The 16,929-nt window shown below is 36.0% G+C and carries 17 protein-coding genes; 8 read left to right on the top strand and 9 right to left on the bottom strand.

The genetic code is table 11. The annotated features are described in order from the left end of the window. Window positions 1–210: 210 nt before the first annotated feature. The gene (leuS, locus tag ACLI50_RS05795) at window positions 211–3,024 is read right to left on the bottom strand and encodes a leucine--tRNA ligase (protein WP_411413362.1); all 2,814 of its coding nucleotides are present in this window, start codon (window positions 3,022–3,024) and stop codon (window positions 211–213) included. A gap of 174 nt (window positions 3,025–3,198) precedes the next feature. Further along, on the bottom strand, window positions 3,199–3,675 hold the full coding sequence (locus tag ACLI50_RS05790; protein WP_343643691.1) for a lipocalin-like domain-containing protein: 477 nt from the start codon (window positions 3,673–3,675) through the stop codon (window positions 3,199–3,201). Window positions 3,676–3,820: 145 nt separating this feature from the next. Between ACLI50_RS05790 and ACLI50_RS05785 the strand changes: the two genes are divergently transcribed. From ACLI50_RS05785 to ACLI50_RS05775, 3 genes are read left to right on the top strand one after another with little or no spacing between them, the layout of a single operon-like run. After that, window positions 3,821–4,852, top strand: a complete 1,032-nt coding sequence (locus ACLI50_RS05785; RefSeq protein ID WP_171006308.1) for an acyltransferase family protein — start codon at window positions 3,821–3,823, stop codon at window positions 4,850–4,852. A 22-nt stretch (window positions 4,853–4,874) separates the two neighbouring features. After that, a complete protein-coding gene (locus ACLI50_RS05780) occupies window positions 4,875–5,630 on the top strand; it encodes a glycosyltransferase family 2 protein (protein ID WP_202841548.1) in 756 nt (251 codons plus the stop codon). Then, window positions 5,630–6,256, top strand: coding sequence for a calponin homology domain-containing protein (locus tag ACLI50_RS05775; protein ID WP_343643692.1), 627 nt, complete (start codon window positions 5,630–5,632; stop codon window positions 6,254–6,256). The genes ACLI50_RS05780 and ACLI50_RS05775 overlap by 1 nt, the downstream gene beginning before the upstream one ends. Here ACLI50_RS05775 and ACLI50_RS05770 read toward each other — a convergent pair. The 7 genes from ACLI50_RS05770 to ACLI50_RS05740 all read right to left on the bottom strand — a co-directional run bounded on the left by ACLI50_RS05770 (window position 6,248) and on the right by ACLI50_RS05740 (window position 11,486). Then, window positions 6,248–7,486: a 3-deoxy-D-manno-octulosonic acid transferase gene (locus ACLI50_RS05770; RefSeq protein ID WP_411413361.1), complete on the bottom strand. Its 1,239-nt coding sequence runs from the start codon at window positions 7,484–7,486 to the stop codon at window positions 6,248–6,250. The two genes, ACLI50_RS05775 and ACLI50_RS05770, sit on opposite strands and share 9 nt — an antisense overlap. A gap of 5 nt (window positions 7,487–7,491) precedes the next feature. Next, entirely contained in the window at window positions 7,492–7,836 is a 345-nt protein-coding gene (locus ACLI50_RS05765; protein ID WP_202841552.1) for a cupin domain-containing protein, read from the bottom strand. Next, the gene (locus ACLI50_RS05760; protein WP_411413360.1) at window positions 7,833–8,300 is read right to left on the bottom strand and encodes a DUF1648 domain-containing protein; all 468 of its coding nucleotides are present in this window, start codon (window positions 8,298–8,300) and stop codon (window positions 7,833–7,835) included. The genes ACLI50_RS05765 and ACLI50_RS05760 overlap by 4 nt, the downstream gene beginning before the upstream one ends. Before the next feature lie 22 nt (window positions 8,301–8,322). Then, complete coding sequence (locus ACLI50_RS05755) at window positions 8,323–9,039, bottom strand: C40 family peptidase (RefSeq protein WP_110008296.1); 717 nt, start codon at window positions 9,037–9,039, stop codon at window positions 8,323–8,325. Between the two features lie 85 nt (window positions 9,040–9,124). After that, the gene (locus ACLI50_RS05750) at window positions 9,125–9,772 is read right to left on the bottom strand and encodes an O-methyltransferase (protein ID WP_202841554.1); all 648 of its coding nucleotides are present in this window, start codon (window positions 9,770–9,772) and stop codon (window positions 9,125–9,127) included. A 119-nt stretch (window positions 9,773–9,891) separates the two neighbouring features. After that, a complete protein-coding gene (locus tag ACLI50_RS05745; RefSeq protein WP_407936191.1) occupies window positions 9,892–10,047 on the bottom strand; it encodes a CCPGW family putative bacteriocin in 156 nt (51 codons plus the stop codon). A 605-nt stretch (window positions 10,048–10,652) separates the two neighbouring features. After that, complete coding sequence (locus ACLI50_RS05740; RefSeq protein ID WP_227943355.1) at window positions 10,653–11,486, bottom strand: OmpA family protein; 834 nt, start codon at window positions 11,484–11,486, stop codon at window positions 10,653–10,655. An 87-nt stretch (window positions 11,487–11,573) separates the two neighbouring features. Here ACLI50_RS05740 and tilS point away from each other — a divergent pair, with 87 nt between their 5' ends. The 5 genes from tilS to ACLI50_RS05715 all read left to right on the top strand — a co-directional run bounded on the left by tilS (window position 11,574) and on the right by ACLI50_RS05715 (window position 16,898). Further along, complete coding sequence (tilS, locus tag ACLI50_RS05735; protein ID WP_411413359.1) at window positions 11,574–12,926, top strand: tRNA lysidine(34) synthetase TilS; 1,353 nt, start codon at window positions 11,574–11,576, stop codon at window positions 12,924–12,926. Next, entirely contained in the window at window positions 12,899–13,459 is a 561-nt protein-coding gene (locus ACLI50_RS05730) for an RNA polymerase sigma factor (RefSeq protein ID WP_411413358.1), read from the top strand. Before tilS ends, ACLI50_RS05730 begins: the two co-directional genes overlap by 28 nt. A gap of 97 nt (window positions 13,460–13,556) precedes the next feature. Next, window positions 13,557–14,498 carry a redoxin domain-containing protein gene (locus tag ACLI50_RS05725; RefSeq protein WP_411413357.1) on the top strand — a complete coding sequence of 314 codons (942 nt, stop codon included), beginning with the start codon at window positions 13,557–13,559 and terminating at the stop codon, window positions 14,496–14,498. A gap of 19 nt (window positions 14,499–14,517) precedes the next feature. Further along, window positions 14,518–14,697 (top strand): hypothetical protein, encoded by a 180-nt coding sequence (locus tag ACLI50_RS05720; protein ID WP_343643698.1) that lies wholly within the window; start codon window positions 14,518–14,520, stop codon window positions 14,695–14,697. A gap of 131 nt (window positions 14,698–14,828) precedes the next feature. Further along, on the top strand, window positions 14,829–16,898 hold the full coding sequence (locus ACLI50_RS05715; RefSeq protein ID WP_395971800.1) for a protein-disulfide reductase DsbD family protein: 2,070 nt from the start codon (window positions 14,829–14,831) through the stop codon (window positions 16,896–16,898). Window positions 16,899–16,929: the final 31 nt, after the last annotated feature.

Genomic DNA, 16,929 nt, shown 5'->3' with positions numbered 1-16,929 from the left:
TACAGGGTGTAAATTAAAGGCAAAATTAATTAAAATGCAAGAGTCTTAATTAAACATTTTGCTTTTTTTTGATAAAGAAATTTTAATACGATTTCGAAATAATAATTATTTTAAATTATTTTATTTATTTTTTCCAAATTTAACATTTGAATTAAAAAATCAAAAAAATAAGACACCCATTTTTTTTAATTTCCCAATGTTAATTTTTTTTTAAATTACGATATTCACAATACGGTGAGGGACTACAATGATTTTTTTAGGGGTTTTACCCTCCAAAATCTGTTGCATTTTCTCGTTCGAAATCACCAAATCTTCCACTTCCTTGGCAGATAATTGAGCTGAAAGCGAAATTTTGAACTTCATTTTACCATTTACGCTTACCGGATACTCAATTTCATCTTCAACCAGATAATCCTCATTCAATGCCGGGAATTTTTCAAATTCTATCGATGTACCGTGTCCTAATAAACTCCACAATTCTTCACAGATGTGAGGAGCATATGGAGAAATGATAACGGCAAGCGGTTCTAAAATATTGCGCTTGTTGCATTTTATTTTCTGAAGCTCATTCACAGCAATCATAAATGATGATACGGATGTATTGAAAGAGAAGTTTTCAATATCATATACTACCTTCTTTATTAAGGTATGTAAAACTTTGTATTCCGCTTTTGTAGGTTCTTCGTCTGAAACTTCAAATACGTCTCCGTTGAAATACAGGTTCCAGAATTTTTTAAGGAAACCATATACTCCGCTTAACCCTTGAGTATTCCAAGGCTTGGATTGCTCTAACGGTCCTAAGAACATTTCATATAATCTTAGTCCGTCTGCTCCGTACTCTTCACAGATATCATCAGGATTGACTACATTATATTTTGACTTGGACATTTTTTCTACTTCACGGTCTGTGATGTATTTTCCGTCTTCCAGAATAAATTCTGCATCTGCATAATCCGGTCTCCATGCTTTGAAGGCTTCAGTATCCAATTCGTCAGAAGTTCCTTTTAATAAAGATACATCTACGTGAATCTGCTGAGTCTGGTAATCTTTAGCTAAATTTTTAGATACATACTGATTCGTTCCGTCAATTCTGTATACAAATGCACTCATTCCCAAGATCATTCCCTGGTTGATCAATTTCTGGAATGGCTCATCATGGCTGATATAGCCTCTGTCTTTTAAGAACATGTTCCAGAAACGGGAATATAATAAGTGGCCGGTTGCATGTTCGCTTCCTCCTATATATAAGTCTACCTGTCCCCAATAATCTGCTAATTCTTTTTTAACAAAAGTTTCTTCATCATTAGGATCCATATACCTAAGGAAGTACCATGAGCTTCCTGCCCAACCAGGCATAGTAGATAATTCTAACGGGAAAATTGTTTTATCATCAATAAGATCTGTAGCAACTACCTTCTGGTTAGCTTCATCCCATGCAAATTCTTTTGCATTTCCTAGCGGCGGATCTCCATCTTCTGTTGGTAAGTATTTTTCAACTTCAGGAAGTTCCAAAGGTAAAGCAGAAGTTGGCAACGTGTAAGGCATTCCATCCTTATAATATATAGGAACAGGTTCTCCCCAATAACGCTGTCTTGAGAAAATAGCATCTCGCTGTCTGTAGTTGGTAGTTCCGTGACCGATGCCTTTTGCTTCGATCTCAGAAATCATTTTTGCTTTCGCTTCATTATAATGTAATCCGTTTAAGAAATCAGAGTTTACACAAACGGAATCTTTAGAGTCAAAAGATTTTTCCTGAACGTCTTCTTCGGTTTCTACAACTTTCTTGATTTCAAGATTAAATTTCTTAGCAAATCTGTGGTCACGCTCATCGTGTGCCGGAACTGCCATTACTGCTCCTGTTCCATATCCCATCAACACATAGTCGGAAATATAGATCGGCATTTTTTCATTGCTGAACGGATTGACCGCATAACTTCCGGTGAAAGCTCCGCTCACGTTTTTCACGTCAGACATTCTGTCTCTCTCCGTTTTCTTGGAAGTTTCTTCAATATAAGTATCTACTTCTACTTTTTGAGCATCCGTAGTAATGGTTTCCACTAAAGGATTTTCCGGAGCCAGTACCATAAAGGTTGCTCCAAATATCGTATCAGGTCTTGTTGTAAAAACCTCAACAGTTTCGTCATGTCCTTCTACTTTGAACTGAACCTGTGCTCCCTGAGATTTCCCAATCCAGTATTCCTGGGAATCTTTCAACGGCTGCGGCCAGTCCAGAGTGTTTAATCCCTGTAATAATCTTTCAGAATATGCGGAAATTCTCATGCTCCACTGCATCATTTTCTTTTGGAAAACCGGGAATCCTCCTCTTTCGGATTTTCCATCCTTTACTTCATCGTTGGCCAGTACAGTTCCTAATGCAGGGCACCAGTTTACAGTTGTTTCTGCTCTGTAGGCAAGACGGTAGTTTAAAAGGATATCTTCTTTATCAATATCGGAAGCATTCTTCCATTCTTCTGAAGTGAAATTTAATTCATCATTCTGATTGGCATTTAATCCTTCTGTTCCTTTTTCTTCAAAATGCTGAATCAAAAAATCAATAGATTCTGCCTTATCCGTATCTTTATTATACCACGAATGATACAACTGGATAAAAATCCATTGTGTCCATTTATAATAAGAAGCATCTGAAGTTCTTACTTCTCTGCTCCAGTCGAATGAGAAACCGATTTTTCTCAGCTGCTCTTCATATCTGTTGATATTTTGTTCTGTAGTAATAGCCGGATGCTGTCCTGTCTGAATAGCATATTGTTCAGCAGGAAGTCCAAAGCTGTCATATCCTACCGGGTGGAGTACATTAAACCCCTGATGTCTTTTGTATCTCGCATAGATATCCGATGCAATATATCCCAGCGGGTGACCTACGTGAAGTCCTGCTCCTGATGGGTACGGAAACATATCGAGTACATAAAACTTAGGTTTGTCTGTGTTATTAGAGGTTTTATAGGTTTGATTTTCCTCCCAGTATTTCTGCCACTTTTTTTCTATCTGCTGATGATCGTAAAACACTTGATATATATGTTATATGTTAGACTGATTATTTTTTCTTTTTGTCAAGATTCACAAAATTAATGATTTTAAAGTAAATAGAAATTGAAATTATGATGAATTACAAATTCTACCCTCAACAAAAAAATCCCATCCGGAGATGAGATCTGTTTTTATATCCTGAAGTATATACTATTATTGAGTAACTCTCTTGAAGGTATATGTTCTTGTCTGGAATATAGTAGGATCCTGAGTCTCCTCTCTTACCGCAAGATTGAGTGTTGTTGCATCCAAAGTAATCACCTTTGCATTCTGCGGCTCTACGATTCCCTGAATTTTCATCTGAACGTCTTTTCCTTCCTTATTATAAGTGTAATTGAATTTTATATCTGAAAGAATAGCACACTGACCTGGTGTAGCAGTATCTCCCCAGTTCGTTTTCCCTCCCTTGGAGTCAGCGCTGAACCACCATCTTGTCTTTTTCTGACAGTCTGTATAAGTAATCGTGTTAGAAACCGGGTCTTCACCAACTTCCACAGTGGTAACTACTTCTTTTAACGGTTGCCATGTCCCAACAAGAGGAGCTTCCATAACAGTATCGTTGTCACTGCTGCAGCCTGTAGCGGCAGCAAACAAAGATAAACCTGCAAATAGTAATGCTAATTTCTTCATAGATCAATTTTTTCAAGCGCTAAAATTATAATTTTTTTGATTTATATTACTATTTTTTATGAAAAATTATTTCATCGACGATTATTTATATATATTTAAAAATAGGGACACCTCATTTTCCCTTTATTTAACAAATAATGAATACATGAGCATCGTTCATTCTATTAAAAAAGTTATTTTTGCAGGAAACAAAATACAAATGCAGGATATTACGAGAAACAATTTTGATTTTATACGTGTTCTCCTTGCCTTTATTGTCTTTTTGGGACATCTTGGCACACTCAGCGCTTCTCCTGACCTCAAGATTTTTGAGCACAGCCCTATAGAAATTGCAGTTTTCGGCTTTTTTGCGGTGAGCGGATTTCTTATTGCAAGGAGCTATGAAAGGTCTTCAAGCCTGAAAAGCTATTTAAAAAAGAGAATCAGAAGAATTGTTCCCGCCTACTTATTGGTTATTTTTTTATGTGCAATTTTATTAAGTCTGGTAAGTACCTATTCCTTCATTGAATATTTCAGCAATACACAAGTTTATAAATACCTATTTTGGAATTCATTATTTTTAAACTTTAAAGCACCCTGGCTTCCCGGAGTTTTTGGGAATCAAGCAGTGAATGGTGCCCTATGGACACTGAAAATAGAAATGTGCTACTATTTTGCGGTTCCTCTGTTGTTTTTGCTTTTCGGAAAAAACAATAAATACAGAAATGTAAGTTTGGTTATTCTATACTTCTTATCACTTATTTACCTCAATTATTTTGAATCTTTAAATAAAATTTCGATTGCCAAACAGCTCCCTGGAACATTATCCTATTTTATCCCTGGAATGTTGATTTACTTTAATTTTGATAAATTCATCCAGCATAAAAATCTCATTTTCATCATTGCATTCGTTACTGTGTGGATTGACTTATTTTTAAAAGTTCAGCTTTTTTCTCCAATGATGATCGGGGTTATCGTAATGTACATTGCCTATTCATTCAAATTCTTAAATAATTTTGGAAAATATGGTGATTTCACCTACGGAATCTATATTTTCCACTTTCCTATTATCAGAACTTTTCAGACTTTAGGATTGTTTGAAGATTACAATCCATTTGTAATGGCTTTGGTATGTATGTTGGTGGTTATTGCGGTAGGTGTAAGCTCATGGCATCTTTATGAAAAAAGATTTTTATAATTTAGCAGTTTAAAAAACACAAATGAAAGATCTTGTCTCCATCATTACTCCCTGTTATAATTCTGCGGAATTTATCGAGGAAACCATACAGTCTGTTCTTAATCAAACCTACGAAAACTGGGAGTGGCTGATTACAGATGACCTTTCCAAAGATAATACTCTTGAGATCATTAGAAAATATAATGATCCGAGAATAAAACTGCAGGTACTGAAGAAAAACGGTGGTGCAGGAAATGCAAGAAACAACAGCCTGGAAAGAGCCCAGGGAAGATATATTGCGTTTCTGGATTCTGACGACTACTGGTATCCTGAATATCTGGAAACAATGACGGATTATATGCAGGAACACAATGCAGAACTGGTATATTGTAACTATTCAAGATGTAACGAACAACTTCAGCCTATTCTGAAAGATTTTCTGGCGGACAAAGTGGTTACCTTCTCCAATCTGCTGAAGACATGCCGTCTGGCACCTGTTTCTACGATGTATGACACCAAACGGGTTGGTAAGTTTTTGTTCCCAGTGAAAAGCAAACGCGAAGATCATGTGATGTGGCTGAATCTTTTAAAAGTAATTCCGGAAGGAATTCCTGTACAAAAGACACTGGCAAAATACAGAATGCGTGAAAACAGTGTTTCAAGAAATAAAAAAAATATCATCAAAGATCAGTATCTTGTCTATAAAGATTTCATGGGATTCTCAACAGTAAAATCATTGTATTATACGGCTAACTGGGCCGTAAACGGATTCCTGAAATATTCGAAAATTTTTAATTAATGGAATATTCAAAAGAGTTCAAAGCTGCGCTGAGTGCTTTTTCCGGAACGGAGAAAGATAAACTTATTTTCAGACTCCTGAGAAAGGATAAATTATTGTCGAAAAAGCTCTACTTTGAACTGATAGATCCGGAAACTACCGATGATAAAAGAAATGCCATGGAAGAACATGTGGAGGAACAGGTTCTTCTTGCATCAAAATACGTGGGAAATGCCAAATATTTTCTGTCTGTTGTCCGGAAAATAAGTGCTGAAATTACAGAACATGTAAAAATTACGACTGATAAATTCGGAGAGGTTTCCCTGAATCTTCTTCTCGTGAACAAGGTATTGGAAAATAATGGTGATCTCAGCAGACAAAGGTTTGACAATGTTTACAAACTTTATATTTACATCATCAACAAAATCTTCAAATCTTTGGTCCTTATAAAAAAACTGGATCAAGATTACTGGATGGAAATTGATGAATACCTTCGTGATACCCTGAATAAAGTTTTAGAGAATCCTTATCTCCAAAAGCTGTGCATCAACAATGGTCTTGACTTTAACTGGTTTGAATGTAACAGGATTCCTGACAACATTGATCAGATTATGAAAGATATTAAAAGCCAGGGATTTTTACGATAGAATTTTCTGAAGAATCATTCTCGTAGAATCAGGTTTCCTGTCTACAAATTTTTCAGCATTTTGAGACATTTCAGTAAGTTCTTCTTTGTTATCTTCATTCGTTAGAAATAAGACAAATTCTGAGGCCGTATACTCATCAGAGAAAGATTTCCCTCCATTGGCAGAGATCAGGTCGTCAGCTTCCGGATTCTTTTTGTAGTGATTCCCAAAGATCACCGGAACACCAAAAGTAGCGGCTTCCAGAATATTGTGAAGCCCGGCATCATGAAATCCTCCTCCCACAACAGCTACATCTGCATAAGAATATAATCTGGACAATAAACCTATGCTGTCTATGATCAGAATGGGAGTATTGAAAGTTGAAGATTGAGTGTTTTGTATTTCACTGTACAATAAGGCATCCGGGAATATATTTTTCAAATGCTCTACTCTTTTCAGATCGTGGGGTGCGATAATAAGTTTTACCGTATTATTTTTACGGGAAACCATTTCTGCTATTTTCTCTTCCGCATGCCATGAACTTCCAAAGACTATTGCTTTATTTTCGCCAATAAAGTCTGCAATGAAATCTACATGATTATTTCTTTCCCGCAGCTGTTTTACTCTGTCAAATCGTGTATCTCCTGTTACGGAAGACTTTACCAGTCCTATACTTTTCGCCAATGCCAAAGAAAACTGGGTCTGATGAAAAAACCAATCCACATTTTTCTGAAGCTGTTTTACAAACCATTTTCCGTAGGAAGTAAAGAAAGATTGCCTTTCATAGAACAGCGCCGAAATAACATAAATTTTTGTGCCTTTACTTTTCAGTTCAGCGAGGAGGTTGTACCAATAATCGTATTTAACCGTAAAAAATAGTTCAGTATTAAATTGATCTGTAAATTCTTTGACAGTCTTTTTATTGTCGAAAGGTAAATAACAAACAACGTCAGCAATGTGTTTCTTCTTAACCACATTTTCATATCCTGACGGAGAAAAGAACGTCACCAGAACTTTGTGCTGAGGAAAATTCTCTTGGAGTTTCTCCAGAACAGGTAATCCCTGCTCATATTCACCCAGACTTGCCGCATGCATCCAGATGACTTTATCTGTTTTTGAAAATGAAGATTTTACTTTATCCAAAGACTGCGTTCTCCCTTCAACGCCTTTTTTAGTTTTATCATTAATCAACGCGAAAGCCTTCATTCCGAAGGTAAGGAGACTGATGAAAATATTATATAAAAAAGCCATTTTACTTATTCTTTAATTTCAATTCTGTCATGATCCGTAGGAGGATTGGATATGACCAAAAACTCAATCTCTTCAGTGGATTCATTGGAGATAAAATGTTTTGCTCCCGGCTCAACAGAAATAGATTCTCCCTGGTTAACCAGGAATTTCCTTTCGTTGATATAAAATACGGCTTCTCCTTTCAAAATATAGAAAAACTGTTCTGCCACTTTATGAAAGTGCAGTTTCTCCGAAGTTGCTGCAGGCATCTTCTCCTGCTTTACGGATAAGTCCCGGGTATTTTTAAGGATCCAGCTGTCACATTGGTTCCCCCATGTATAATGTTCTGAATTATTTTTAGAATGTATCATTTAAACAGATAAGCAATAAAGAGTAATGCAGGAGTAAATAAAACGACTGATAAAAAGATCGTGGCCATTGAAATTCTGGGTTTGGCTTTATCATCAGCAGCATATCTGAACATATAGTCCTGAAGGTTGAGAAAAACCATTGCCAGTACAACAAAAAGAATTCTCAGTCCGATTTTCATAATTAAAAACTGAGCACTTATGTTCTGGTCTGTAATTTCTACCGGAAAATTAGTGTCTTCGGGATGTCTGGTGCCATAAGTGAATACAGCATACAATCCCAGCGCCAGTACAGGCATCAGAAAAGCATACATTTTCCCTCCAAATCCATCCGCTTTTCCTTCCATATCAAAATGGACGGGAATTCTCTCTGGCAACGTGTTATAGTTTTTCAGGGTAAATCCCCATAAAAAAGCGACCCATCCAAAATTTAAAATATCAAAAATTGTAAAAAGAATATTTTCCATTTAAGATGAGATTGAATGAGGATTAAATTACACTTTTCAACACTCTCAGTTTATGAGTATGCTTATTCATTTCTTTATTGAAGATTCCGGTGGAATCCAGCGTGTCTATTCTTACTTTTCCGGAAGCATGAATGATCTTCTGATTCTCCAGCATAATTCCTACATGGATAATCTTTCCTTCTGCATTTTCAAAAAAAGCAAGATCACCAGGCTGTGTTTCTTCCACGAAAGTAAGCGGTTCTCCTACTTCAGCCTGTTGTGAAGCATCTCTGGGTATTTTTATATTGTGAATTTTATAAACCAACTGGGTAAATCCGGAGCAGTCTACTGCAAAAAAGCTTTTGCCTCCCCACAGATAAGGCACGTTCAGGAACTCTTTTGCCGTCAGAGCGATGCTTTCGCGCACATCATGACTTCTTCTTGAAGCTACTACCGGAAATTCCACTTCTGAACCCATAGAAAGCAAAGTTTTTCCATCGTTCATTAATACGGAAGAAAAATCTTCGGTAACCACAGTCACTTTTCTTTTGGCCAGCTCTTCGTCTGTTACAGGTTTCAACTGTTTGGTGTCCATCCATCCTTCGTAGCCATCATAATGCATCTTTATTTTGGTCCAGTTTTTATCCACTTCCAGAATATCCGCACTTTCTCCAAACAATATTTCCGTAACAATTTCAGCTCTGTCAGAATTTTCTGCACGAACCGGCGCTACTGTAACAATACAAACTCCTTTATTCATTAATTTTCAATTTAAAGATTGAATAATTTAAAGATTAAAATACAATGTTGTATCTCTTTAAATGTTTAATCCTTGAATATTTCAGTTACTTTCTGCGAAGAAAGTTCACTCCATCACGCAAAGGTAAAATAAGATTTTCAAAATCTTCGTCTTTTGCTGCCAAATCATTCAATTCCTGGATCGACTGGGTAGATTTCAGTTTCGGATTTTCTTCCAGCACTTTCCCATACCATAATACATTGTCAAATAACACCACCGTTCCGGATTTTGTATGAGGTTTAATCAATCTGAAATATTCGGCATAGTTTTCCTTATCAGCATCTACAAAAATCAGATCAAAAAATTCATCTGTTTCTTTTAAATATTCCTTGGCATCCTGAAGTTTAAAATCGATCTGGCTGGCATATTCGCTGGATTCAAAATATTTTTTAGGAAGATAGGCAAGATCTTCATTCACATCCAATGTGGTGATTTTTCCGTCTTTTGCCAGTCCTGATGCAAGACATAAAGTAGCATATCCGGTAAATGTTCCTATTTCAAGAATATTTTTCGGCTGCAGCATCTGGGATATAATCGTCAGCAGTCTTCCCTGCTGATATCCGGAAATCATATGAGGCTGTGTTGTTTTCTGATACGTCTCTCTTCTCAGCTTTTTCAGAATTTCGGATTCCGAAGAAGCGTGCGCCTCCAAATATCTGTCCATTTCAGGATTCTTTTCTTCAAAAAAACTCATACCATTTTAATTTAAACAAATTTAAGGATTTTAAAGCTACTTTTTTAATTCAGGAAGAAGATACAAAAAAAGAGAGAAATTAATCTCTCTTACATGCATCTGTATACTTTAAAAGTTTATTATATTGCTATACAATATTCTCTTATACCGGCACAAACCCATCCCGGGCAACACTTTGTTTGCAGGCTGGTACAAAATATCTGTGGATTACACCCGTTAATAGCACCTTGTACAGTTTTCATTTCTCCTCTTGAAAGTTTTTTTGAATTTTTCATAATAATTTTAGTTTAGTATTAATTTCCTACTCTTTAAGATTTTCGGACACCTCTGTTATTATTTCCTTATATGGAGATTTAAATATACACATTCTTTTATTAATCAGACAATTATATCATACATATTTGATTAATAAATTAAAATTTTACATAATACAGGGGAAAACCCCATATAAAATACCGTAAAAACACGGATGGTATTTTTGTGGTATTAGTTATAAGTTTGCAGTAAGAATAAGGGGTAAAAACACTAAGAGAAAACATGATGATTGCAGGAGAGACACAAACTAACCATGAGAATCACACTAAAGTTGTACTGAAAAGTAGAACTGATTCTTCTGCAGCAAAAAGTAAGAAAGAAATATCCACTTCATTTTTGCAACGAATTATTTCGCTCCTGAAAAAGGAAGAATTAATTTGATTAAGAATAGATCCCGGCCACCTTCGGGATTTATTTTTGTTTTAAACTGTCGAATGTCATTTCCAAAAAATAAAGACAATCTTTTCTTCAAAAAAAATCGGCAGATTCTATTCCGAAACAGATCAACACATCATAAAAAAATCCCGAATTGCTTCGGGATTTATGATGATATAGGGTGTAGTCATTATTTCTTAGGAGCGATATCCATCAGTTTCATAAACTCATCAAGTTTAGGCATAATGATGATTTCCGTTCTTCTGTTTTCTGCTCTTCCGGAAACGCTCATGTTAGTTGCTTTCGGGTTATATTCAGAACGTCCGCCAGCAGTAATTCTTGCCGGATCTACTCCAAACTGAGTCTGAAGTACCTTAGCTACAGAAGTACCTCTTAATGCAGAAAGATCCCAGTTGTCTCTCGGAAGGTTTTGAGAGTTTAACGGAGCGTTATCCGTATTACCTTCAATTAATACTGAGTATTTATCATAATCGTTGATTACTTTTGCTACTTTACCTAACACTTCCTGAGCTGCCGGTAAGATATTGTAATCTCCGGTTTTGTATAACATTTTATCTGAAAGAGAGATCATTACTACTCCTTTCAATACTTTTACCTGTACATCTTCATCAGATACATTATCCAAAGATCTCTTCAGCTTATTAGACAATGCAAGGTTCAGACTGTCGTTCTTGGCATTACTGGAGATCAATTGCTTGATATAAGAATTGGAAGCATTGATTTCTCCTACCAGTTTATCAATGTTAGCAGAACTTTTTCCCGTGTTCGACAAACATGCATCAAGTGATGATTTTAAAGCATCATGCTGGCTTTTCAATAAGTTGTTTTCACCCGCCAATGCAGAGTTCTGAGATTTCAAATCCTGAATTTCTCTTTGTCTTTCTCCAATATTTTCAATACACTGCTTATAGTTTGTGCTCAAAGCATCATACTGCTTTTTGCTGACACAAGATGTCATCCCCAGCGCCATTGCAGAAACTGCTAAAATTTTTAAAATCTTCATAAATAATCATTTTTAGACTACTCAAAGTTAGGAAAATTCAATTGAATTATATCGGTTATCTTTGCATAAAAGAAATTCTCAACATATATGTTGAATAAATCAGCCTTTATCAGTCAGTTAAAAAATCTCGTTCACGAGCCGGAAAATCACACCTATCTTTTAGCGGTAAGCGGAGGAGCAGATTCTATGGTTCTGGCCTCATTGTTCAGGGATTTCAGGCAGGAAATTCAGGATGCCGGGTTTCAGTTTCAGGTAGCTCATATCAATTATAAACTTCGGGGGAATGATTCGGATCTGGATCAGAAAACAGTGCAGGATTTTTGTGAGAAAAATCATATAAAATTTCATTTGTATGAAGTTTCGGGAAAAGACCGGAAGCCTGAAAATTCTATCCAGCTTTGGGCCAGGGAACTGCGATACCGTTTTTTTAACGAAATCAGGGAAAAAGAAAAGCTGGAATTTCTTGTTACCGCCCATCATCTTAATGACCAGCTGGAAACTTTCATCATTAATCTTTCCAAAGCTGCAGGAATCAATGGATTAAGTGGAATCCCATCAAATGATCATCATATTCTGAGGCCTTTCTTACAATTTTCCAAAAAAGAAATTTATCAGTTTGCCGCGCAAAACAATATCGAATTCAGGGAGGATCTTTCTAATAAGAAGAATGATTATCTGAGGAATAAAATCAGGAATGAGATTGTTCCGATGCTGATGGAGACCAACGATCACTTTCTGGAGAACTTCAGAAAAAGTTCTTTATACCTGAATCAAACCAAAGAGTTTGTACAACAACAGATCCAGGAAATAGAAAATCGTCTGACCGTATTTAACCCAAACTATAAAATCTTATCAAAGGGAAAGCTGGATAGTGAAAGCGATTTTGTAAAATTTGAAATTTTAAAGAAATACGGATTCAATCAGGAGGAAGAAATTCCGAAAATTTTTAAAGCCGGAAATAACAGTTCTTTTTTTTCAAAGGAATATCAGTTGATTGTCAACCGGGATGAACTCATCTTTATTGATAAAAGTGAAAAAAAGGAAACTCCGGAAGAAATAGTATTGATGGAACACTTTGATTTTTCCGAAAACCAGATGAGCATCAATCTCGTAGATGATATTGAAAACATTTCGGGGATCAATAAAGGATTTGAATGGGATTTCGATGCAGAAAAGCTTCAGTTCCCACTTCTTTTGAGGAAACAGCAGGATGGAGATGAGTTTTATCCGACAGCGTTTTCAGGAAAAAAGAAAGTTTCTAAATTTTTCAGGGACGAAAAATTATCTGCTTTGATTAAGGAAAAGACCTGGTTATTATGTGACTCCGGGAACCATATCCTGGGAGTTATCCCTCTCAGACAGGATCGCAGGTATCAGGCAGACAGCACTACTCAAAAAAAGATAATTGTAAAGTGGACAGAAAAACAACTAATTCGTTAGCTGTTGATGATTTTAAGAAAGACAGCAATATAGCTTTTGGAATTTTATACCAACAGTATTTTGGTTATACCCAGAAATTCATTCTCAAAAATAAAGGAAATCTTGAAGATGCAGAAGATATCTTCCAGGATGCACTGCTCATTCTTTACGAAAAGTTGAATGCTGACGAATTTAAAGTTCAAACCTGTCTCGGAAATTATATTATCGGAATTGTAAAAAATCTGTGGTTTAAAAAACTCAAAAACAGAAACTTTTATGTTGAGTCTCCTGAACACTATTTCATGGAACATCGGGAGGAAATAAGTACTGCCATTGAAAATGAAAGATATTATTGGGAAAAGCTAGCCGGTTATATCAAGTCTATTTCCTCACATTGCCAGAATCTGATTCATGACATTTTTATCGAAAATAAAAGTATAGAGGAAATTCAGAATAAATATCAGTATTCCAGCAGGCATAATGCTCAGAATCAAAAATACAAATGTGTAGAGCAGATCAAAAGGATTAAAAACAATAGCATTTTTTCTACCTGACAATCAAATCATTAAAAAAATAATTTAATCTATGGGTGATTTTTTCATGAATCAGGGAACTTAATAAGAAAAGAAATATATGTTCAAAAAAATCATTTTGAGTTTTCTTATAGCAATAGGAATTTCATTACATGCACAAAGCACAGGCATCAGTTTTCAAAAAATTGATTTGGAGGCTGCAAAAAAAGTCGCAGCAAAAGAAAATAAACTGATCTTCATTGATCTGTTCACTACCTGGTGTGGCCCATGCAAGCTCATGGCAAAAAACACTTTCACAGATTCCAGAGTCGGAGAAATGTTCAACAAAAATTTTGTAAACCTGGCCATAGACGCGGAAAAAGAAGGCTTAAGCCTGGCCAAAGAATTTAAAGTAGTCAACTACCCTTCTTTTTTATTCCTGGATCCAAAAGGAAAACTGGTTCAATATGATTTCGGCTATTATAATGCTGAACAGTTTTTAGGCGTAGGAGCAGCTGTTATTGAAAAAAAAATGCCTCAGTCCGGTAAAACTTTAGATCAGGTAAAAGGAAAAATGATTGGAGATAAGATAGGTAATTTCAGTGCGAAAGATCATTTGGGAAATACATTTTCTTCATCAGCAGAAAACAAAAAACTGGTGGTTGTTTTTATTCGCGGACAATGGTGCCCTTATTGTAACAAATATATTGAAACATTACAGAATCTGGCTCCTGAACTGAAGTCGAAAAATGCAAAACTCGTTATTATTTCTCCTGAAAAACCGGAATTTATCGAAAAGACAATCAGTAAAACAAAGACCGATTATACCGTTTTATATGATGAAGGCTATAAAATAGCAGAAGCATTTGACGTCCTTTATACTCCTGACAGTGAAACTCTTAATTTATATAATTCAAAATTAAAGGAGGATTTTGCTGACAGCAGATCAGATCATTCCGGAAGACTTCCTGTATCGGCAACCTTCATCCTTAATGAGGATAAAGAAATTAAATGGAGGCATTTTGATACAGATTATAAAAAGAGAGCATCTGTAGAAGATATTGTAAAAAACCTGAATTGATTGGTCCAAAACTTTTATCATGACAAACGATCATCATAATACCACGTTGGCAAAATTGACAAAATCAATAATCACTTTAAATGATGAAATAAGTGATACCGCCATGGTGATGAAGGCAGAAGACGAAATATTTTTAGGCATCAGGCTTAAAAAAAGAAAGTTTCTAAATTTTTTAGGGACGAAAAATTATCTATTTTAGCGAGGCAAAAAATCCGGACACGCACTCATCAGGAAAAATACTGTATTTGACAGCTATCCTTCAGGGAAAACAGAAGATATGCAAAGAATGAGAAAACGAAATGGAGTCTCAAAACTTTAATGAAATGAACAATGAAATTTAGAAACTGGTTTTTATTAATTCTACTATTTTTAGCGACAGGAATTAATGCGCAGATAAAAAATCCTGTAAAGTTTAAATTCACCATCAACGATCTGGGAAACAATCAGTACGAAGCGGTATTGAATGCTACCATGGAAAGCGGATGGCATATTTACTCCAAAGATTTACCGGAAGATACCGGAATTCCAACGGAGTATAAAGTGACAGGAAAGAATATTGAGTTGATTGGAAAATTTACCGAAGTAGGTAAAAAACATGAAGAATTTTCTGAAGCATTCGGAGGTACTATTGTTTTTTATTCCAATGCTGCCGGATTTAAGCAGAAATTTAAATTAAAAGATCCGACAAAACCTGCAGATGTCACTTCCGAGATTACGTATCAGACTTGTGATGACAGAGTTTGCCTGGCTCCCAATACATTAGAATTCAATCAAAAAGTTACTCCAAAAGGGGCAGCGGAAGAGGCTGCAGCCGAGGAAAACGCAGCGCCTGTAAAGGATTCAGTGAAAGTTACCGGGACCGTTACTGAAAATCCTGCAAAAACTGAAACTGCGATCACAGAAGCTTCAAAACTAGATCCAAAGCAGTTGAAAATTGCAACCATCGATTTCAAAAAGCCATTGACAGATTGCGGTACTGCGTCTGCCAAAGTGGATGAAAATTACTGGACGTATCTATTCCTTGGATTTATCGGAGGATTAATCGCTTTGCTTACGCCATGTGTGTTCCCGATGATCCCATTAACGGTTTCTTTCTTTACCAAAGGAAGTAAAAACAAAGCCAAAGGAAAAAGAGACGCTCTTATTTATGGCTTTTTTATCCTTCTGATCTTTGTTTTATTAAGTATTCCTTTCCATATTATTGATGGAATTGCCGGAAATATCTTCAATGAAATTTCCACAAGTGTATGGCTGAACATTGCGTTCTTCATCATATTCATCTTCTTTGCCGGAAGTTTCTTCGGGTATTATGATATCACGCTGCCAAGTTCTATCGCCAACAAATCTTCCAAAGCGGAAGAAGCGGGAGGAATTATCGGTATTTTCTTCATGGCATTAACGTTGGTGATTGTTTCTTTCTCCTGTACAGGACCTATTTTAGGAAGTTTACTGGGAAGTGCAGTAACAGGTTCATCCAATGTTCCTATGCTGCTGACCTTTGCTTTGGCTGGATTCGGGCTGGCATGGGCGATTATTTTTGGACTGCTGGCATTATTCCCGCAGGCATTACAAAGCCTTCCGAAATCCGGAGGATGGATGAATACGGTAAAAGTAGTTTTAGGATTCGTAGAACTGGCATTGGCATTGAAATTCTTGTCTAAAGCTGATCTTGTATCCAAAACATTCTTCTTAAAAAGAGAGCTTTTCATTGCCATCTGGATTATTATCGCCTTAGGATTAGCAATCTATTTATTAGGATTGATCAGATTCCCCCATGATGATAAAAAGCCTAAAATCTCTATAACAAGAAAAATATTAGGGGTATTGGGAATTGGTTTCGTGATCTATCTGGTTCAAGGGTTAATCCCATCTGACCGTCCGAAACTTCAGTTATTAAGTGGAATTTTACCTCCACTCAATGTAAGCTATTTCCATGATGAAAAAGACGGAATTTTAGGAATGCATCCGGAGCACGATTTCTTCAAAGCTGTAGAACTGGCCAAAAAAGAAGATAAACCAATCCTGATCGACTTTACAGGATACGGTTGTGAAAACTGTAGAAAAATGGAGGAATTTGTTTGGAGCGAACCAGATATCTTACCGATTCTTCAGAACGATGTAGTACTGGCTTCTCTCTATGTAGACGATAAGGAAGAGCTTCCTGAGGATCAGAAAACCAAAATCGACCTTGGAGACGGACAGATCAAGAAGGTAAAAACAATTGGAGACAGATGGAGTTTATTCCAGCAGGTGAACTTCAATAATAACTCTCAACCTCACTATGTTTTAATTACTCCTGATGGTAAAGTAATCAACACGCCTGTCTCAGGATATATGCCTAAAGAGGATTTCAAAAAATTCCTTGAATGCGGGGTAAATTTCTATAAAAAGAATAAATAATTTATTAACATATCATTCAAAAACTCACACT

The organism is Chryseobacterium cupriresistens (assembly GCF_046614675.1).
GTDB classification, from domain to species: domain Bacteria; phylum Bacteroidota; class Bacteroidia; order Flavobacteriales; family Weeksellaceae; genus Chryseobacterium; species Chryseobacterium cupriresistens.
Note: the sequence above shows the minus strand (reverse complement) of the source record. Positions and strands in the feature narration are given on the sequence as shown.

Coding starts and splice junctions, on each gene's coding strand:
- ACLI50_RS05720 (WP_343643698.1), top strand. CDS start 14,518: ATGACAAACGATCATCATAATACCACGTTGGCAAAATTGACAAAATCA.
- ACLI50_RS05765 (WP_202841552.1), bottom strand. CDS start 7,836: ATGATACATTCTAAAAATAATTCAGAACATTATACATGGGGGAACCAA.
- ACLI50_RS05760 (WP_411413360.1), bottom strand. CDS start 8,300: ATGGAAAATATTCTTTTTACAATTTTTGATATTTTAAATTTTGGATGG.
- ACLI50_RS05755 (WP_110008296.1), bottom strand. CDS start 9,039: ATGAATAAAGGAGTTTGTATTGTTACAGTAGCGCCGGTTCGTGCAGAA.
- ACLI50_RS05780 (WP_202841548.1), top strand. CDS start 4,875: ATGAAAGATCTTGTCTCCATCATTACTCCCTGTTATAATTCTGCGGAA.
- ACLI50_RS05775 (WP_343643692.1), top strand. CDS start 5,630: ATGGAATATTCAAAAGAGTTCAAAGCTGCGCTGAGTGCTTTTTCCGGA.
- ACLI50_RS05745 (WP_407936191.1), bottom strand. CDS start 10,047: ATGAAAAATTCAAAAAAACTTTCAAGAGGAGAAATGAAAACTGTACAA.
- ACLI50_RS05740 (WP_227943355.1), bottom strand. CDS start 11,486: ATGAAGATTTTAAAAATTTTAGCAGTTTCTGCAATGGCGCTGGGGATG.
- ACLI50_RS05715 (WP_395971800.1), top strand. CDS start 14,829: ATGAAATTTAGAAACTGGTTTTTATTAATTCTACTATTTTTAGCGACA.
- tilS (WP_411413359.1), top strand. CDS start 11,574: ATGTTGAATAAATCAGCCTTTATCAGTCAGTTAAAAAATCTCGTTCAC.
- ACLI50_RS05750 (WP_202841554.1), bottom strand. CDS start 9,772: ATGAGTTTTTTTGAAGAAAAGAATCCTGAAATGGACAGATATTTGGAG.
- ACLI50_RS05790 (WP_343643691.1), bottom strand. CDS start 3,675: ATGAAGAAATTAGCATTACTATTTGCAGGTTTATCTTTGTTTGCTGCC.
- ACLI50_RS05785 (WP_171006308.1), top strand. CDS start 3,821: ATGAGCATCGTTCATTCTATTAAAAAAGTTATTTTTGCAGGAAACAAA.
- ACLI50_RS05770 (WP_411413361.1), bottom strand. CDS start 7,486: ATGGCTTTTTTATATAATATTTTCATCAGTCTCCTTACCTTCGGAATG.